At 41.4% G+C, this 18,982-nt stretch carries 19 protein-coding genes and 3 pseudogenes; 15 read left to right on the top strand and 7 right to left on the bottom strand.

Annotation, left to right across the window (positions count from 1 at the left end):
• The first annotated feature begins 119 nt into the window (after positions 1 to 119).
• From F7734_RS45195 to F7734_RS45150, 9 genes and pseudogenes are all read left to right on the top strand, one after another.
• Complete coding sequence (locus F7734_RS45195; protein ID WP_166482541.1) at positions 120 to 1,352, top strand: NAD(P)/FAD-dependent oxidoreductase; 1,233 nt, start codon at positions 120 to 122, stop codon at positions 1,350 to 1,352.
• A gap of 12 nt (positions 1,353 to 1,364) precedes the next feature.
• Complete coding sequence (locus F7734_RS45190) at positions 1,365 to 1,724, top strand: type II toxin-antitoxin system RelE/ParE family toxin (RefSeq protein WP_155750884.1); 360 nt, start codon at positions 1,365 to 1,367, stop codon at positions 1,722 to 1,724.
• Entirely contained in the window at positions 1,714 to 2,007 is a 294-nt protein-coding gene (locus F7734_RS45185; RefSeq protein ID WP_155750883.1) for an XRE family transcriptional regulator, read from the top strand. Before F7734_RS45190 ends, F7734_RS45185 begins: the two co-directional genes overlap by 11 nt.
• A 14-nt stretch (positions 2,008 to 2,021) precedes the next feature.
• Positions 2,022 to 3,341, top strand: coding sequence for a hypothetical protein (locus F7734_RS45180; protein ID WP_155750882.1), 1,320 nt, complete (start codon positions 2,022 to 2,024; stop codon positions 3,339 to 3,341).
• Between the two features lie 137 nt (positions 3,342 to 3,478).
• On the top strand, positions 3,479 to 3,673 hold the full coding sequence (locus F7734_RS45175) for a hypothetical protein (protein ID WP_155750881.1): 195 nt from the start codon (positions 3,479 to 3,481) through the stop codon (positions 3,671 to 3,673).
• A 71-nt stretch (positions 3,674 to 3,744) separates the two neighbouring features.
• Positions 3,745 to 4,077 (top strand): hypothetical protein, encoded by a 333-nt coding sequence (locus F7734_RS45170; protein WP_155750880.1) that lies wholly within the window; start codon positions 3,745 to 3,747, stop codon positions 4,075 to 4,077.
• Positions 4,078 to 4,260: 183 nt separating this feature from the next.
• Positions 4,261 to 5,568 (top strand): AAA family ATPase, encoded by a 1,308-nt coding sequence (locus F7734_RS45165; protein WP_155750879.1) that lies wholly within the window; start codon positions 4,261 to 4,263, stop codon positions 5,566 to 5,568.
• A gap of 207 nt (positions 5,569 to 5,775) precedes the next feature.
• Positions 5,776 to 6,156: pseudogene (locus F7734_RS64470) on the top strand (papain fold toxin domain-containing protein).
• 26 nt (positions 6,157 to 6,182) lie between these two features.
• A complete protein-coding gene (locus F7734_RS45150; protein WP_155750877.1) occupies positions 6,183 to 6,542 on the top strand; it encodes a hypothetical protein in 360 nt (119 codons plus the stop codon).
• A 144-nt stretch (positions 6,543 to 6,686) separates the two neighbouring features.
• On the opposite strand, the gene F7734_RS45145 is transcribed toward F7734_RS45150, so the two are convergent.
• On the bottom strand, positions 6,687 to 7,448 hold the full coding sequence (locus F7734_RS45145; RefSeq protein WP_166482540.1) for a 2-phosphosulfolactate phosphatase family protein: 762 nt from the start codon (positions 7,446 to 7,448) through the stop codon (positions 6,687 to 6,689).
• Positions 7,449 to 7,720: 272 nt separating this feature from the next.
• Between F7734_RS45145 and F7734_RS45140 the strand changes: the two genes are divergently transcribed.
• Genes F7734_RS45140 through F7734_RS45125 form a run of 4 tightly spaced genes read left to right on the top strand, consistent with a single transcriptional unit; the run spans position 7,721 to position 10,250 of the window.
• Positions 7,721 to 8,140: a BlaI/MecI/CopY family transcriptional regulator gene (locus F7734_RS45140; protein ID WP_155750876.1), complete on the top strand. Its 420-nt coding sequence runs from the start codon at positions 7,721 to 7,723 to the stop codon at positions 8,138 to 8,140.
• Entirely contained in the window at positions 8,140 to 8,979 is an 840-nt protein-coding gene (locus F7734_RS45135) for a M56 family metallopeptidase (RefSeq protein WP_155750875.1), read from the top strand. Before F7734_RS45140 ends, F7734_RS45135 begins: the two co-directional genes overlap by 1 nt.
• 16 nt (positions 8,980 to 8,995) lie before the next feature.
• Positions 8,996 to 9,673 (top strand): TrkA family potassium uptake protein, encoded by a 678-nt coding sequence (locus F7734_RS45130; protein WP_155750874.1) that lies wholly within the window; start codon positions 8,996 to 8,998, stop codon positions 9,671 to 9,673.
• 4 nt (positions 9,674 to 9,677) lie between these two features.
• Positions 9,678 to 10,250 carry a DUF3124 domain-containing protein gene (locus F7734_RS45125; RefSeq protein ID WP_155750873.1) on the top strand — a complete coding sequence of 191 codons (573 nt, stop codon included), beginning with the start codon at positions 9,678 to 9,680 and terminating at the stop codon, positions 10,248 to 10,250.
• 7 nt (positions 10,251 to 10,257) lie between these two features.
• Here F7734_RS45125 and F7734_RS45120 read toward each other — a convergent pair whose 3' ends face one another.
• From F7734_RS45120 to F7734_RS45110, 3 genes are all read right to left on the bottom strand, one after another.
• Complete coding sequence (locus tag F7734_RS45120) at positions 10,258 to 11,811, bottom strand: sodium:proton antiporter (RefSeq protein WP_166482539.1); 1,554 nt, start codon at positions 11,809 to 11,811, stop codon at positions 10,258 to 10,260.
• Positions 11,812 to 11,950: 139 nt separating this feature from the next.
• The gene (locus tag F7734_RS45115) at positions 11,951 to 12,496 is read right to left on the bottom strand and encodes a YetF domain-containing protein (RefSeq protein ID WP_155750871.1); all 546 of its coding nucleotides are present in this window, start codon (positions 12,494 to 12,496) and stop codon (positions 11,951 to 11,953) included.
• A gap of 134 nt (positions 12,497 to 12,630) precedes the next feature.
• A complete protein-coding gene (locus F7734_RS45110) occupies positions 12,631 to 12,876 on the bottom strand; it encodes a hypothetical protein (RefSeq protein ID WP_243147423.1) in 246 nt (81 codons plus the stop codon).
• Positions 12,877 to 13,427: 551 nt separating this feature from the next.
• Between F7734_RS45110 and F7734_RS45105 the strand changes: the two genes are divergently transcribed.
• Together F7734_RS45105 and F7734_RS45100 are read left to right on the top strand one after the other, a co-directional pair.
• On the top strand, positions 13,428 to 13,883 hold the full coding sequence (locus F7734_RS45105) for a pentapeptide repeat-containing protein (RefSeq protein WP_155750870.1): 456 nt from the start codon (positions 13,428 to 13,430) through the stop codon (positions 13,881 to 13,883).
• Positions 13,884 to 14,470: 587 nt separating this feature from the next.
• Positions 14,471 to 14,920, top strand: coding sequence for a CAAD domain-containing protein (locus F7734_RS45100; protein WP_155750890.1), 450 nt, complete (start codon positions 14,471 to 14,473; stop codon positions 14,918 to 14,920).
• A 232-nt stretch (positions 14,921 to 15,152) separates the two neighbouring features.
• Here F7734_RS45100 and F7734_RS45095 read toward each other — a convergent pair whose 3' ends face one another.
• From F7734_RS45095 to F7734_RS64460, 3 genes and pseudogenes are all read right to left on the bottom strand, one after another.
• Complete coding sequence (locus tag F7734_RS45095) at positions 15,153 to 16,148, bottom strand: S-layer homology domain-containing protein (RefSeq protein WP_155750869.1); 996 nt, start codon at positions 16,146 to 16,148, stop codon at positions 15,153 to 15,155.
• Positions 16,149 to 16,228: 80 nt separating this feature from the next.
• Positions 16,229 to 17,824, bottom strand: a pseudogene (locus F7734_RS64465) (ATP-binding protein).
• Positions 17,825 to 17,950: 126 nt separating this feature from the next.
• Positions 17,951 to 18,721: pseudogene (locus tag F7734_RS64460) on the bottom strand (PAS domain-containing protein); the annotation flags it as partial.
• Positions 18,722 to 18,982: the final 261 nt, after the last annotated feature.

The following is an 18,982-nucleotide window of genomic DNA, read 5'->3' as shown; positions in this document are numbered from 1 at the left end:
TAGGGAGTAGGGAGTAGGGGACACGCTTCATCACATCGTAAGTATTTCAGCGCTAACATTAAGAGATGTTTCTCCTTGCCCATCGGCTTATTTAGCGTCTTTAAAAGTAGGAAGTGACAGTGAAACCTCTAGTGGTAGTCGTTGTAGGTGGTGGTGCGGCAGGCTTCTTTGGTGCGATCGCCGCCGCCCAAGCAAATCCAAAAGCTCAAGTGACTTTACTTGAAGCCAGTCGTCACCCTTTAAATAAAGTTTTAATCTCTGGTGGTGGACGTTGCAACGTTACCCACGCCTGTTTTGAACCATCAGGGTTAGTGCAAAATTATCCAAGAGGCGGAAAAGCACTACTCGGTGCTTTTACCCGCTTTCAAGCTCAAGATACAGTGGCTTGGTTTGCCAATCAAGGAGTTCCTTTAAAAACTGAAGCAGATGGGAGGATGTTTCCCATCACTGATAGTTCGGAAACCATCGCCAATTGTTTGATGAAAACTGCAAAAGCAGCTGGGGTAGAATTGCGTACCTCAGAAGCAGTTGTTTCTGTGAATGCAACTGGCGGGCGCTTTAAAATTGCTCTCAAGTCAGGAGAAATTTTGGAATGCGATCGCTTGTTACTTGCAACAGGAAGCAGCCCAATAGGTTACAGATTGGCTAAAGATTTGGGACACACAGTTGAACCACCAGTTCCCTCTTTATTCACCTTCAATATCCGCGACGAAAACTTCAGAGAATTGGCTGGTGTCAGCGTTGAAACTGTACGTTTGTCCTTAACTGTACAAGACTTGCCTCCTATAGAACAACAAGGACCGATATTAATCACTCATTGGGGTGTAAGCGGTCCTGCTGTCCTAAAACTTTCTGCTTGGGGTGCAAGATTGTTACACTCCAATAATTATAAAGCCACTTTACATATCAATTGGCTACCCCATCTTAAGGCAGAAGAAGTACGACAACAAATTTTAGCGGTAAAAAATGAATGGGGGAAGCGGGCGATGTCCTTACATCGTGGTGTGGATTTGCCTCATCGGCTTTGGCGGTATATAATTTCTCGTATTGGGATTGCTCCAGAAATGCGTTGGGCGGAACTTCCCACTAAAACACTAAATTTATTAGTCCAAGAACTGACTAAAGGACAATTTTTAATTGATGGTAAAGGAGTTTTTAAAGAAGAATTTGTCACTTGTGGTGGAGTTAACCTAAAGGAAATTAATTTTAAAACAATGGAAAGTAAGTTAGTGCCAGGACTTTATTTTGCAGGAGAAATCTTAGATATAGATGGTATCACTGGTGGATTTAATTTTCAAAGTGCCTGGACAACCGGGTATTTAGCAGGTCAAGCTATATCGTCTGTTATGTAGATTTTGATATAAATGACAGATAAGCGTAATCCAGCAAAGTTTTATCGGAATGAAAATGGTAAAGAACCAGTTCGTAATTGGTTAAAGGATTTGAGCCAAGAAGAGCGGCGTTTGATTGGAACTGATATGAAAACAGTCGAGTTTGGTTGGCCTATCGGGATGCCTATTTGTCGCCCGATGGGCAATGGACTGTTTGAAGTTCGTACTGATTTACCTCAAGGTATAGCTCGTGTGCTGTTTTGTATTTATCAAAATCAAATGATCTTACTTCATGGATTTATTAAAAAGTCCCAGAAAACTCCTAAAAAAGACTTGGATTTAGCTTTAGAGCGTAAGCAGAAATTAGAATCGGAGGTGGACAATGAAGAATAACCCGTATGTTGGTTCATCGTTGGACAATTTTCTTCAAGAAGAAGGGTTGCTTGAAGAGATTAATTTGATTGCTGTGAAGCGAGTTATTGCGTGGCAGATTGAACAGGCGATGGAACAAAAGAATTTAACCAAGACAGAAATGGCGGCGCAGATGCAAACTAGTACGTCGTCTGTCGATCAACTTTTAGATCCAGAGGATGCATCTGTAACTCTAGAAACGATTGAACGTGCTGCAAGAGCCGTTGGTAAACGAGTACATTTTGAACTAGTAGATGCTGAATAATCTATGAGAATATAATGAACATCTCTGAAAATCGAAAACTAAGTATTTTCTCTTTAGCAACATTACTGGTATCTGCCCATTACGGATTGGGGTTTCTTCTAGGAACTGGTGAAAAAGCTGTGTCTTCAGGGGTTATGGGCAGTTTGTATGCAGTTTCTGTTGGATTGGGATCGATCGCTAGCTTAGCACTTGCAAAATTCTACTGGACACAAATCGAGCAAATTTGGACGTTACTGGGAAACCGTTATGGAAATTTGGTGAAAGTTGGCGTTGGCTTGATGTCATGGATGTCATTTATTGGTATTAGTGCTGTTCAAATTATTGCAGCTGCGTCCATTCTTGCTGTGATGGGAATAGGCAAATTAACCACTATGGTGACGGTGACATTGTTATTTTGGATTCTCTCATTACTAGCAGTTGAGAAAGCAAGTTGGTTGTTTCGTGGATTGCTCTTGCTCAACATTTTAGGGCTAGTTTACGCATTATGGGTATTAAATGGTATACCAAAGTACGTACAAGCACCTTTAGAATTTATTTCCTCTTTGCCTCAAATTAGTATCGCTGAAGTTATTGGTGTTTCCCTGTCTACAACATTGCTGGTAATTATTGACATGAAATGTCACCAATATATGGTTCAAGCTAGAAATGTACGTACTGTTTATCTCGGTTGTATCTTCGCTGCTATAGCAATAATTGCCCTAGCTTTTCTCCCTTCTACTGTAGTTATTGCCGCTCAAAATGCTGGAATTTTACCTACTAATTTAGATGCCAAAGAAGTTGTTCCCTACATATTATCTTGGGTTGGGCATGGAACAAATCAACCTCTAGGAATCTTCTTAATAGGAGTTTTAGCAGTTCCATCTTTGGGTTTAGGTAGCAGCGTGTTGCGGGTGCAAACCAAAACCATGTTGGACTTACAGATCTTGCCTGAATTTCAAGGAAATAAAATCTTAATTGCAGCCATAAATGCTTTGTTTGCTTTAGCGATCGCTCTTAAGGGAGGAGAAATTATTGGTTTAATTCTCTTGTTTTACACTGCTTACCTTTCTGCTGTGTGGGTTCCTTGGAGTGCGTATTTACTAAATCACATAAAGTTTTATACTTTTTCTGATTTTAGTGTCAGATTGTCTTTAGCACTAGGAAGTCTCTCAGCCCTTATAACTCTAGGCGTTATCCTCTACCAACCCAATGCCATTTTTTGGGGAAGTGGAGAATTAACCATTATGATTGTTGCTATGGGTTGTGGGGGTATTAGCTTATTACTCGGTCAGCTAGCTGATAGCTTGAATACCATCTCATCTAGCTTGAAAAAGGGAGTAGGGAGTGGGGAGTAGGGGGTTATTCCTTAATATAGTTGTCGTTGGTATTGATACTAATCTTAAAAAACATGAAATGTAAAGTAGTTTACACTGACAGACACGGGGATTTTATTCCCCGTGTTGAAACCTGATAAATAAAGGAGGTGACGTAAGTGACTCAAAACGGCAACGGTAATGGTCGTAGACGGATGTTCGACCCAGTACTAATTTTTATTCGTTTAATCCAGAGTTTTTGGGAACGACGAGATTTGGTAAACGGTGAGACAACAATTGTTGATGACCAAACCGTTGAAGAGGACTTAGAGGATAGGCTAGATCTATCCGAGTCTAACAACCAAGATAACTAAGTCTAGTTGAAAAACAGTCCCTGGTTGCAGCTAGGGGCTGTTTCTTGATTTGAGTAAGAGAATATAATTTTATGTTAGCAGATTCTAAAACTTCTGTTGTGATGCCTGTTTACTACCAGGTGGCTTTACGTCAAGGAACTCAGTGGGCTTTTATACATGGAGAGACGTTTTACAATCCTTTTAATTTGCCACGATTTTCAATCAAGGATACATTTGTCGGTTTTGGAACCTCTATGACAAAAGTAGCAAAAGAGTTTTTCAAAATCAATGGCGGCAAAGAAGGATATTATTTAGCTAATCTTTTGGACAAAAAATATTACTACTGTGGCAAGTATCCTCTTGATGTGAAAGTCAAATTAATTGAGTTAGGCATCGGTAAACCTGACCCATTTGTTGACAGTTGATTGTTGACTTGGGGGAAGATGGGGGGATCTGCAACGCGTGAAATCCCCGCGCTAATGTTGAAGTTACGTCAGTCCTGGAATTATCTATGAGATATTGCAAAACTGTTGCGTGGTTGATGACAATAGTAATTTAAAGGCACCAATTTTATAAAAATTGAGGCACGACTTGCCAGAGAATTAAAGATGCTTACTCGAATTGAGATTGACGGTTTTAAAACTTTTGAGAGATTTAGTTTAGATTTGGAACCAATGCAAGTGATTTTGGGACTAAATGCTTCTGGAAAGTCCAACCTGTTTGATGCCATTCGATTGCTGTTAAATTTAGCAAGCAGTGATGTGCGTTCCTCTGTACGGGACTTGCGAGGTGAACCTGTTGAGCTATTTCGCATTCAGGCTGATGGTTCAAGAAGCACCCGCATGGCTTTTGCCGTTGAGTTACTCCTTGCTCCTTTTGTGCGTGATTCTTGGGGTGAGACTGTGGAGATTTCTCACTCTCGTGTACGTTATGAGATTGAAATTGAATTACGCCAAGTTGCCCTTGGATTAGAGCAGTTGGTAGTAGTTAAAGAAGCAGCGTATCCTATATTATCAGATAAGGATAAGTGGTTTCAAGGACGAAAACTGTCACTTCAATTTCAGCAAGCATTTCTTAAATACGGACACTCCTTTCCTTGGCTGACCACAGTTGGAACCAACGGTCAACGCCGTTTTCAAATCATGCCAGATGCATCTGGGGTAGGTCGTAGCCAGAAAGCCACTCATGCTGAGCAGAGCGTACTTTCCAGCATTACCAGTGCTGAATATCCCCATCTTTATGCCATTCGTGAAGAAATGCGCTCTTGGCGCTTTCTCCAGCTTGACCCATATAAGTTGCGTCGTCCCAGTCCCACTACCGCCGCCTTTGAACTGGAACCAGATGGGGCAAATCTTGCTACAGTGTTAGCTCGCATTCAAACAGAGACAGCAACTGAAAGTCAACCAAAAGGAGTCATAGCGGATATTGCTGCTTCACTGACTTCCCTAATTCCGGGAATAGTAGATTTGGACGTTTCTTTGGATAAGAAAAATAAAGAATACCAGATTGAAATTGGCGATCGAGATGGTATTTCCTTTAGCTCTCGCGTAATCTCCGATGGAACTTTGCGGGTTCTAGCGCTTCTAGTTCTCATGTATGACCCAAAACATCGCGGTTTAGTCTGTTTTGAGGAACCAGAAAATGGAGTTCACCCGTTTCGGTTAAAGACACTGATGGAACGGTTACGGGAAGGAGTCACCGATCTAACCAGTCAGGAAGTAGATGAAACTGAACCGTTATCTCAGATGTTACTGAGTAGTCACTCTCCAGTAGTCCTCTCTTGTTTAGAAGAAGGAGAAGCATTGTTTGCTGATGTAGTTAACGTGGTTAAACCGGAAACGGGTACGGTGAGTCGGAAAACCAGGATTCGATCTGTAGGAACTTCTCAAAGGCGTCTTTGCGGTTCATTTAAATAGATAATCTTCGGGTAGAAAGGGAGTACTATAGCAGTTCGCACTTGAGTGCAGTACAATGAGCGATTTTTAGTAGTGTGAACATCTCGTCTACTGGCAAACGAAAGCGGGCGAGACAATCGGTAGCAAATGAGACTTATAATTCTAAAATATTAGATTAGAGCAAAGGATAAAGAAGATTCAGGAGAATTATTGTGATTATTTTTATGACTGAAAAGTGAAGGAGGAAAAATTCGCTTCAATCAAATTGATGACATTAAAGCGATCGTCGCTCAATACGACATTGGCACTTGCGTCCAATGTGCTGTTGCTATTAAAGCTTACTTGAAGAGCCAAAAGCTAAAAGGTAGACATATTCGAGTCGAAACTGCTTAACCTTATGGATTGCAAGGAATTATCTACGATGATGGGACAAATCAACAGATTGCTACCAATGGATTCCATGAAGCAATAGTTATTGAAATAGAAGGAGTGGAAAAAGTGTTTGATAACTTGTATCCTGAAGGAAAACCAATAGAACTATGGCTCCAAGATTTAGTCACCATCCCTGGCAATCAACTTAATCTCACAATGGTGGAGCAGATAGAGTAATATCATACTATCAGAGGAAATGTCATATGGTGAGTTTTTCCGATCTCTTACCAGAAATTAAAAAAAGACCAACTCTTTATTTAAGTCGATATTCAATTTTTGATTTTCAGTCATTTTATTATGGATATGAGCTAGCGAGAAACCAACTGAATTTATCCAAAACTGAGCCAGATCGAGAATTTGAAGAGTTTTTGTCTTGGTTGCGCTCAAGATACAATCTTCAAACAACCCAATCTTGGGCAAGTCTTATCTTATTTCATTCTGTCGATGAGAGAGATGCTTTAGATCGGCTGTTTGACTTGTGGGAAAAATTTCAGAGTCGGAACAAGAGCCAATCCTCAATTGAGGATAACTTTAATCACAACTCTCACAAAGTAGAAGTGTGAAGCCGATGGAGTTAGGACTTACGCACTATACAAATTGACGCTTTTATGCATTAACGGATAATAGTCGTTTCAGATTTGTAGGGGCGCAATGCCTTGCGCCCCTACAGTGGTTAATGCTTGTTCTCATTCGTTAAAAATCAAACGCTAACGTGCTAAGAATGCTCTGGTTAATTGTCTACTCTTTAAAACTCCAGGTTTTTCTTGCATGGGTAAAACATCTAAAATATCTTCTTGAGAGCAATATTTCAGGTCTTCATGACATTCCAGGCGTAACAAACGTTTGCCATGACTGGCATGATGGAATAGCCCAAGTAAGTTGTCTTGCCATTGGGAGTAGAGAGCGATCGCACTAACCACTTCATCATTACCAGCAACTTCATCAGCTGACAACTTTGTATGTTGTAAAACACTATGAGCAATTGCACCCGCACAAGCTGTGTCTTCCAGAGAAAAACTGCCTTCCCAACCCGAGCCAACAATCCAAACTGTTTCTGGTTGTTTTTCTACAAGATATTGCACCACTGTAGCACGGTTAACAAAAGCAGCGGTTAGTACAGTTTTAGAGTTTTGTATTCTTTGTAACGTCCGAGTGCCGTTAGTGGTGCTAATAAACAAACGCCGTCCTCGTACTAATTCCGGCGTACAATCAAGAGGAGAGTTACCCAAATCAAAGCCAGGAACCTTTCCACCACCCCGTTCTCCTGCTCGCAAGCGTTTTTCTGGAGACCATTTTTCACTCTCTGTCATCAGTTTATCCAAATCGCTGAAAGCTTCGACGGCTTCGCCTCCAGCAGACAAGACTGTCGCTATCGTAGTCGTAGCTCGCAGCACATCAACTGCGATCGCGCATTCTGGTACTTCATGTGCTGGAGTTGACTCCGGGGTATGGTAAATGTATAGCTTCACGGATTGGTTACACCTAATTTAATTAATGATTTATACTCATGACAAACATTCTAACTAGTGTATGCCCCTACAATTATCAAGAATGAGGGTAAATCTAAGGAAGTATCTATTGGAAATTCCTATTGCTAGGGCAGGAAAAACTTATCAATTGAAAGATAAAGGGTAATCTTAAAGAAAGAACAGACAGTTCAAACAAGTTATGCTTGGCTTAAACTATAGGGAACCATAACCCACGCCCTAAGCTAGATGTCCTATTAAAAACTCAAACCGACATGGCACCTTTACCAAACTACCGCCCCAAACAACTATCCTTAGGTCCCTTAGAAGCAGAGATTTTGAGTATTATTTGGGAACTCAGTTCGGCTACAGTTAAAGATGTACACGATCGCATCTTAGCCGATCCCAACCGAGAGTTAGCATATACGTCGGTCACCACCGTGTTGCGTCGCCTTACAGACAAAGGTTGGTTAGCTTGTGACAAAAAAGGGCGAGCGTTTTATTGGCGACCATTAGTGACACAGCAGCAAGCAGAAATGATTCGAGCACACGAGCAGCTACGACGCTTTTTAGCGGTAGGTAACCCCGATGTAGTTGCTGCTTTTGCTGATACTCTTGATGAAGCGGCGACCGAGCAAATACAAGCGATCGCGAAACGCATTCAAGCTGCACGCCAAGCCAGGGAGGAGAAATAATGCATATTTTGATGATTCTATCTGCTTTAACAGTTGCTTATTGGATGAGGTCTGAATCGACAAAAATTCAAGGTAACTGGAATGAGCGATGGCAAAAAACACTCTTTTTATTTCTCTTTCCCCCATTGCTCATTTTTATGACAGATATTGCTCTACTGTGCATGGGACCCCAAGGCAAAATGGGCGGCTTGCAGACGGGTTGTTTTGGGTATGTTTTAGCATTAGGTGCTCTTGCTTTTATTGCCATTTCATGCATTAAACTGGCAGTAGAAGGATGGCAGTCTATTCAATCTACCCGCAATTGTTTACCAGCTAACATTGCAGGACAGCGAGTCAGAGTTCTCAATACAAGAGCATTATTTGCCGGTCAAATCGGATTTTGGCAACCTCAACTCGTCCTTAGTGAAGGGCTGCTGCAAACTCTTACCCCAGAACAATTAGAAACAGTCTTTGCTCACGAGCAAGGACATTTCCACTACCGAGACACATTTTGGTTTTTTTGGTTGGGATGGGCGCGTTTTTGCACAGCTTGGTTGCCTAACACAGAAGCCTTGTGGCAAGAATTGGTGACATTGCGCGAACTCCGAGCCGATTTATATGCTGCATCAAGAGTAGACCCACTACTACTAGCAGAATCGCTATTATTAGTGGCTAGTACCCCATCTGTATCCTCAGAAATTTGCTGTGCGGCTTTAGGTTCGAGTAGCTCTGACCGTTTGGAACAGAGAATAGAAGCCTTGCTAGAAGAACCGCAGCCCGTTCCACAATCAAACTTGCAGTTTTGGAAAAGCTTCCTTCTAGCATTTTTACCCATGGTTACTGTCATATTCCATACCTGAAGTATTAGGAGCAGCCATGTACGTGCTAATTGGTGGAGCAGGCTTAGTAGGACTTTCTTTGGCTCAAAAATTGGTAGAACTAGGTCATACTGTTGCCGTCATTGATATTGACCCTACTGCTTGCCGTTATGCCCGCGAACAAGTCGGAGCGATGGCTTTTGAAGGAAGTGCTGTCAGTACAGAAGTGTTGTTAGAAGCGGGAATTCGTAAAGCTGATGCTCTGGCTGCTGTTTTGCGAAACGATGCTTTGAACTTAGCGATGGTAACCCTTGCTCGGCACTACGGTGTTTCTCATATCCTGTCTCGGATGCGCCATTCTGATTTTGCTGAACCACTGCGTTTCGCAGGAGCTACTCATGTGATTAGTACTGTTGAACTATCTGTTTCAACAATGGTGAATTCTATTGAGTATCCGCAAGTAGAATCAATGATGCATTTTGAGCAAGGACAGATTGAGGTTTTAAAACTTGCTATTCCAAACAATTGCTATGTTGTTGGTCGTAGCGTTGCCGAAATTGCTCAAGATTCTCGATTTCCTACTGGCTCTCTCATTATTGGCTATCAACCCCACCCTCACGAAGATTTGATGATTCCTAATGGTAGTACCGTACTAGAACCGGGTTCGACTATACTGATTGTGACCAAACCAGGGTCTTTACATCAAGTCATTGATTTTATTGAAGGCTGTAAATAATTTAATGAAGCTTTATCAATATTTTTATTTGGCAATGACATCCATTGTTCTTGTGTCTTGTCAATCAAATCAAATGACACCGAAGCCACAACCAAATAATACTCTGGCAACCCCATCGTATAAGGTGGTAACTCTAGATGAAAATTTTAAGATAGCAATGGGTCAAACAATCTACGTTCCTATCTATTCCCATATCTATCATCACAATCAGCAGGAGGTTTTCAACTTAGCGGCTACGCTCAGTATTCGCAATACAGATTTGGGAAATCCAATGGTCGTTACTTCTGTGCGCTACTATGACTCGCAGGGAAAATTAGTTAAGCAGTATTTGGAGCGCCCCATTCAACTTGATGCCCTAGCTTCAACAGATTTTTTTATTAATAGAAATGATACCAGTGGCGGTTTAGGCGCAAACTTTATTGTAGAATGGGTAGCCCAAACAGAAATATCTTCACCGATAGTAGAAGCAGTCATGATTGGTACTGACTTTCAGCAAGGAATTTCTTTTACCAGCCCTGGTAAGGTCATTAAAAGTCAAAATAGCTCAAAAGGTTCACTACCGAAACAAGGATCTTGAAAAGTTATCAATCATCATCAAGTCGGAGCAACTGTTCATCAATCGTTTGTATCCGTCCTCGCACAATATCTTCCGACAAAATTTGCTTACGCATTGCATCATTGAGCGCCCCTTTTTCTGCTAGCAGTAAACGACGGCGAATAGCCTCCAGTTTACTCAGCTCGCCACTGTTAGTTTCAAACTCGTCAGGGCGGCGATTGTAAAATTCTCTTAGTGCCTTTTCTGCCCCAGCGATTCGCACCTGGTAAGCCGATCGCATCTCCTCATAGACAGATTTTGGCAACACTCCTGACTTCAACAAGCTATCTAATTCATCCTGCGCTGCCTTAGATGTAATTAATTGGGCTTGCAATTCTTCAATGTGCTGCTGAGCCTTGGAAAATTGAGATAATTTTAAGCGTTTGACCAACCAGGGCAAGCTTAAACCCTGACCCACTAATGACACCAGCACGCTGCCAAAGACTAGAGTGATGAGACTTTCACGACCGGGCAATGTAGTAGGTAAGCTTAACGCTAGAGCCATTGAGAGTGAACCTTTGATGTTGCCCAGAAATAGTAGATGTTGCCAGCGTAGCGGAATTGGGCGGTCAAACCAACGAACCCCTGCTAGCAGTGGGTAAACCGTAAGAACTCGTCCGACTTGATACGCCAAAACAGCGAGTAAAACAGCAGGTAAAGCTTGCCAAAGTGTTATCGGATTGATTTCTATACCAATCAGCAGAAAAATAAAGGTATTGGCACTAAAACTAGCATATTCCCAGAAACTTAATAAGGTAATGCGACTAGAAGCAGAAATATTCCGAGAAAGCCCAAAATTCCCAAAGATTAATCCGGCAACAACTACAGCCACGGCACCCGATACACCGAGAAATTGACCTATCTGAAAAGTTCCTAATGCAACTGCTACAGTCAGTAAGAGACTGCTTAGGGGATCGTCTAAACGGGTAAATATAGGTATACTCAAGTAGCCCAACACTAACCCTACTATGCAGCCTCCAAGAGCAATAAATAACAGCTGTTGGATTCCCTGTAGTAACGTGAGCGAACCTGTGGAATAGATTTGCACAATCAGGTTGAAGGAAACTAGAGCCGCAGCATCATTGAATAGCGTTTCTCCTTCAACAATAGTGGAAAGTCTTGAGGGTACTGGAATCTCCTTAAAGACGGCAATCATTGAAACCGTATCCGTGTTTGCCAGAATGACTCCTACAAATAGAGCGGGTATCCAAGCGAGTCCCAACCCAAATTTCAACACAACAGCAATAATAGCACTGGAAAACACAGCTCCAGGACCAGCTAGGAGGGCAATTGGTTTAAACGTACTTCGCAGGCGGCTGATATCTGTATTGATACCAGCATCAAATATTAAAATTGGTAGAAAAAGATTCAAAACAAGGTTTGGATCTAAACCAATACGACGAGAGATTAGCTCAGTGATTGGCAAACCTGCCAACACCAATCCTGTAACGTATGGAACACGAAGCCATCGTGTTAACAAGGCAACCCCAGTGGCTAAAAGGAGCAAAATAATTGAAACGGTGACTAAGGAAGCTACATCCACTTTAGTGCTACAAATTTGTCTTGACCAGATTATTTTCAAATAAAAGCGAGTATAAGCACAAGACAAGTTCAACGATCTGCAAAAGATTTTTTCTAAAATCCATTTATTTGAATGAAATGATAAGTCGTACCAGCCAACATCAATACTTCAAGTCTTTTTTTTCAGAAGTAGAACGATTGTTTGAAGGCTCATAGGGAATGACACTTATACTTCCATCAGCTTCCATATATGCTCTTTTGACATCAGAAAGTAATTCCACTCCTTGGTGACGTAGTTGGCTCATCAATTCATCTTTGGTAATAAGTTCCTTTTGTAAATTGCAATCGATTAACTTGCCATACTTAATTAACAGTAGCGGAGGAGGATTTAAAAAGCGTTGAATTTGTTGGTATTTATAACCCAACCAGTTCAAAAAGTAACTCCAGAAAATAACGGTTCCTACTAAAATTCCTCCTTCAGTAATTGATGAATAATTGCTTGCCATAGCATTTTGAGCAGCTTCGGCAAATAGCACAACTACTAGTAGATCGGCAATTCCCAGCGTTCCTACTTGTCTGCTAGGCATAATACGCAAAATTGCAAATAGTGATAGGTACACGAGTGTTCCGCGCAGAATAAGTTCAAGGACAGAGACGCTGGGAACAAAAACTTCTTGCCAATTTATCTCGAACAATAACTTATACATTTGTTGTGGCAATCGCAAAACACTAAAGATGAATATCTAGTAATCCTAAATTATTTATTAGAATTGCTATATTTACTCATAAAATGAGGAAGTTTTTTATTTTTTAATTGGAAAATTACCTAACAGATGTGTTCCTACATTGTAAGACCAGCAGAAGCCATCCTATACCTATGGGTCAAACGATTTTTTCTTTCTCGCTTCGGTCCCCTAAATGCTGTCATTGTCATATATGCATCTACCAAGCGTGGTGAAATTCTTTGAGCTAAAAGAATGAGTTTGCCAGCGTCACCGACAACAACATCGCGTTTTGGATGTTCAGCAGCTTCAACAATGGCTTTAGCAACAAGGCTGGGTTGATAAATGGGGGGTTTGAGTTGCACTGTTCTTACTCCTTAAACTGAAGACCCTACTACTCAGGTAAATCCGAGCAAGCTTAAATCTCATCAGTCGCTAGGTGAATCAATAGCTATCTACTTCTATGACTTTTGACCACATCTGTTTTGGAAAAAGGCAGCGTGGATTTGTAGTTAATTATGACGGACGAACTTATAAGTGTCACTTGTCATCTGTCGCTGGTTGATGGTCACAGTTAAGCTGTTAGGACGGTTGATAATTCTATTATCTACTAATTACACTTCCTTAAGTTACAGGAGAAACTGCTGCGGGAAAGCAAAATTTACGTCTTGAAACAGAAAATGACTAACCACTCAAGGCAGACTTCACCGCCGATTGTGGCTGTTATGATTTTTATCAGTGATGGGAACTGGGACGCATTGTATAGCGATCGGCGACCAGTGACCAGTTGAAAGCAAGACCGATCTAGATCACACTTTATTTGTGGTGTCAATCTACCCTCGAAGGAATTTTTAGAAGATAATAGATTTGTGAGGAGAAAAACGGAAGTGACTTGTAATAAGAAGGGGGAAAATGTATGAAACTCAAACTTCTCGCTACTCTTGCGATCGCAACACCCCTGCTCTTAACTAGTTCAGTTAGAGCTGCAAATCCGCAGCACGTACAACAGTTATTAGAAACCAGAGAGTGTACTGGTTGTGATTTATCTAACGCCAATTTAAGTGGTTCTCATTTGATTGGGGCTGATTTGAGAGATGCAAATCTCACGGGAGCTAATTTAACGGATGCAAATCTTGAAGGTGCTGACTTAACTGGTGCGAATTTGGCTGGTGCTAACCTATCGTCAGCTTTTGCAACAAACGTAAATTTCAAAAAAGCTAATCTTGATGGAGTCAATTTTGCTGGAGCTAAAATTTACGACTCTAATGTCCATGGCGCATCAATGAATGACCTTAACATTACCAATGCTGAAATCTTCAACACAGGAATTGGTGTTGGTGGAGATAGTAGCGAAATTCCTGATTGGGACTAAAACACGCTGTCTTACGTTTGTAGTTGCGCTATGGCTGACGCTATGCTAGGCAAACGGCGCTCTAAAGCGCAACTACAAACTAAAAAGTTAAAATCCAGACTCGCTATTATACCACAATTTGTCAATTTTTAGCAAATTGTATATTTAATAACTTTTTTCAGTATAAAAGCTAATAAAAATGCCTTAATAGAGCGTGAGAGCTTAAGATAACTTAAATATCAGGTAAAATCGGCATTTAGGTTTGTATAAACTAAGAGGAGAATCGAATTTAGTACGATTTGTACTGAAACGATCGCTCATCTTAGTGTTCGTTCTGCACGTAATAACCCCATACTTAGGATTCTGGTTCGTGGAATAACGGGCTGTTGAATACTGAGTTCAAATTACCCACGAGGTTATTACTGCCACTCTTACTATCTTTCTATCCTGGAGTTGATGAACTGCTGATTGAGGGACAATTATGGTTATAGGCAACTAAAACTCTCCTTGTTACCCAAATCAGTTGTGCCGATGCGCTGGTGCATCGCCTAGACAACAGCCTTTTGGTTGTAACTGTCCGGATAAAAGTAAATTAACGCATGAAAACTATGGAAGCGGAAATGCAACAACCAGAATTTGTGGAAACCAAGTCTTCAGAAGCAACAGTGCCAAATATCAACAACCAAACAGGAACCATAACCAAACTCCAGCCCGCCGTGCAGTCTCAAGAGCAATGGCTAAAATATGGAGAACAAGCTTCTAGCTTTTTGGCATCACTGCCTGAATACCTGGGAGGATTTTTTAACAAATACAAACAACCTCTCATCGTTGTAGGTTTAATCGTAGCAGCAATTGTGACTGTCAAAGTGGTTCTGGCAGTCTTAGATGCTCTCAATGATTTTCCCTTGGTAGCGCCAACCTTTGAGTTGATTGGTATTGGTTACTCTGCTTGGTTCGTCTACCGCTACTTACTAAAAGCTTCCACCAGGCAAGAATTAACTGGTGAAATTGCATCACTGAAGTCACAAGTTGTAGGCAAAGACGGTTCGGAAGGGTAAAAAAATTGTTGGTTGTTAGTGGTTAGTAGTTAGTTGTTATACTAACCAATAACTATCGATCGCTAACCACCACATAAATTCTGAGGTGCAGTCTAAACTTCGTATCACCTCGTTCCCAGGCTCTGCCTGGGAATGCCTTAACAGAGGCTCCGCCTCCTGTGCTCTCCTACTAGCTCGGCGGAACCTCTAGTAATGCATTCTGTGCCAGAGGCACCGATCGAGAGTGGAAGCACTAGGGCAAGCTCACAACATTTTGAGATTTAATAGGTTGTAACCTTCCCGTTCTTACCAAAGCTTGATGAATCATAGCAGCTACCTCAGCACGGGTAGCTTCTTTGTTTGGAGCAAGAAACTTTGCATCTGGATAATTGACGACAATACTATTTTCAGTAGCAGCCGTCACTTTAGCGATCGCATATTGAGGAATATCCCCTACGTCTTCATAGATACTTAAAACCTGGTTTGAAGGGGAAGATTCTTTCAAATTTAATCCACTTGCAAGAGCAACTAGCACCTGCACCCGCGAAATTTTCTGCTGTGGTTTGAATGTGTTGTCTGGGTAACCTTTTAAAAATCCCGCGCTAATAGCTTGATCGATGGCAGGAGCAGCCCAATAATTTTCTGATACATCTTCAAACGAAAGTCCCTTGCTACGGACTTTTGTATTAAAGGATTGTTGCAACATGGCAGCAAATTCAGCACGGCTAACAGGCTGATTTGGTCTAAAAGAGTAATCGGGAAAACCTTTGATAATTCCACGGGAAGAGAGTTTATCAATAAAGCGACGCCCCCAAAAGTCACTAGGTATGTCCGTGAATGCAATTGGAGGGGGGATGGTTGGTAATTTTTCTGCGGGAGTAACTGCGCGATATTCTTCTATAGTATAGATTTCAGGAGCAATTAACAAAGATGCTTGTGGTGATGCCTTTGGTCCTATTTGACTAACGGGCGGTAACTCATCTTCAGGTATTGCTTTGTAAGGTACCAATGGAGTTTTGGCAGGTTCATGACTGCGCGGAACGAGTCGTTCTGGTGGAATGCTTGAGCTTGGAGACGTTGAGATTGTAGGTAATGGTGATTGTAGGCCAATCATATTCCAACCAGAGTCTTCTCGGCGGGAAAATGACCAGAATAGAATGACTCCAATAGTGGCAAAGGCAACTAAGATGCTAATGAATTCATCAAAGCCAAGAGGATTCGATTGTGATGATTTCGGATCGGGAGACATATATTGTTATGGGAGTGGTGGGCATAGCCTACCTACATATATTTCACAAATCAAATAGGATTACGTGTACAAATTATAAATTATTTATAAGAATTTTTAGTCATTTTCAGGGGAGAGCATATGCCGGAAATTTCCTTCACTAATGTATCTGGATCTATAGGCTTGGAAAGATGCATTTGAAATCCAGCAACTAGAGCCTGTTTTTGATTGTATTCTCCAGCATAAGCTGTCAGCGCAACTGCTAGCATTTGACCTCCCTTTTCTGGTGGCAAAGCCCGAATCTGACGCATCAACATATAACCATCTACATCTGGCATACCAATATCACAAACTAACATATCTGGCACTGATTTCTCTATGACTGTGAGTGCTTCACCCGCTGATTTTGTAATACAGACTTCAGCTCCTGACTCTTCTAAAATAAAAGCAACTAATTCTCGAATATCAGCTTCATCATCAACTATCAAAATTCGCAATCCTTCCAGTGAAGATTGGGCAATGGGGTTTAGAGAATGAAAATCTTGAGAATCTACAAGTTGGTATTGAGGTTCGCTAACAATGGGCAATTTAACAGTAAAAGTTGCTCCTTGCCCCTCTCCTTGACTGTGGGCTGTTACCAAACCACCATGCATTTCTGTTAGGTATCTAACAATGGCTAGCCCCAAGCCGAGCCCACCAAATTTACGAGTGGTACTGCTGTTCTCTTGTCGGAAATACTCAAACACATGGGGTAAAAATTCCGGATTAATTCCCTTGCCATTATCTGTAATAGTGATTTGGGCGTAGCTACCGACATACAAGATACCTTAAACATTCCTCCTTGTCTACCCTGTCCCCTTGTCCTTGTCCCCTTGTCCCCTTGTCCCCTTTGTCCCCCTTATCCCCCTTGTCTCCTACTTCTACTCGTTCTAATCGGACTTCTACCCGACCCCATTGGGTGTAAATTTAATAGCGTTTGAAAGCAAATTCCATAAGATTTGTTGCAGGCGATTTGTATCTCCTGATATTGACCCTACATTAGAATCTAAAACGGTATGAATTTGGATAGCTTTGCCTTGTGCTGCTAACTGTACTGTTTCGATCGCAGCCTCTATTGTTGTTACTAAATTAACCGGACAGATATTTAAGACTAACTTGCCACGTAAAATGCGAGATACATCTAACAAGTCTTCAATAAGTTGTGCTTGTAACTTAGCATTCCGCTCAATTGTTTCCAAAGCACGGTCGGTTGCTGCTCTATCGTACTGACCAGTTCTCAGCATTTTTGCCCACCCCAGTATTGGGTTGAGAGGCGATCGCAATTCGTGGGATAATACAGCTAAAAACTCATCTTTAATTCTGTTAGCCGATTCAGCTTCAGCCCGTGCGGCTCTTTCCCTTTGTAAAAGTTCCAGGCGCTCTTGCTCATCTTTTTTGCGCTGGGTAATATCTGAAAAAGAAATTGCCAGTCCATCATCTAGTTTAACTGCCATGTTGCGAAACCAACGCGATATTCCTTCAGAGGTATAAGTAATTTCAATATCATGGGGCTGTCCGGTTTCTACAACTTGTACGTAACGGTAGAAAAGCTCGCTGTTGTCTCTATCGCCAGGTAAAACCTGTAATAATCTCTGCCCAACAAGTTTTTCTGCTGGTTGACCCAAAATCTCTGCTGCTTTTGGGTTAACATAAGCCAATTCAAAATCAATGATTTCGTTAGCATTGTTCCGAACACTGTGCAGTACTGTAAAAGCATCAAGAGATAATTCTTGAGCTATTCGGAACCTTTCCTGGCTGTTGCGAAACGTTATTTCCGCCTGCTTTCTTTCAGTTATATCTATAGCCGCACCCGTCACACCAATAATGTCATTATCAATATTCCTTAAAGGTTCAACAGTCAAGTCATAATACCAATCTCGATCGCATATCGTCAGCTTAATTTCTTGCCGACTCGCCATCCCGGTTTCCAATACACAACTTTTGATTTGTGTCAATACTTCTGCATCAGCACTGGCGATTAAATCTACATCGCGTTTACCCAAAACCTCATCAACTTTGTATCCAAAAGTTGGATTATATATCCAGGTATACCGCAGTTCTCGGTCTTGATGAAAGACTGTAATTGGGCAGTTTTTGAGAGCAACTCGCAACCGTTCTTCGCTTTGACGCAGTGCTTCTTCTGCACGCTTGCGCCCGGAGATGTCTCGAAAATAAATCGCCAGCCCTTGTTCAAAAGGATTCGCCCGAACTTCCAACCACATATTGTAAGAAGGAAAAAACTCTTCAAAATTGACAGCCACTTGTTCGGTGAGCGATCGCTTATATTCTCTTTCAAATTGTGTTCCTATCGTCTCTGGAAACACCTCCCACATTTGTAAACCTAGCAAATCTTCTGGAGATTTTTGCATCAGCTTTGCTGCTTCGGAGTTGACATAAATATAGTGCCACTCGCAATCCACAGCAACAAAGGCATCAGTAATACTCTCAAGAATACTCCCAATATCTACACATATTGTTTCTGTCTTGACACATAACTGCTGCTTGCGAGCTACTTTTTTCTGACGCAATTCAGATAATTTAGAATGAGTTCGCATGAGTTCTGCCATCTTGCTACGATCGGCAAATGTATCTTCAAGGGATTTTGCTTGCTTTTGGTTCACCGCCTCTGCTCCTTGTTGGGCAACTCTTTAGTCAAAAAAATTGTTGGACTATCTTGTATTAGCTTCAATATGCTCTTCAAGTTTTTCACTGCTCAATGCCCATCTCCTAATTAATAAAAAGGACTCTTAAAAATCGTGGAATTCAAAAATAGCACCTTTCTAGAAAAACATAAATCATTTTTGAAACTCATATAT

Source organism: Scytonema sp. UIC 10036 (assembly GCF_009725235.1).
Note: the sequence above shows the minus strand (reverse complement) of the source record. Positions and strands in the feature narration are given on the sequence as shown.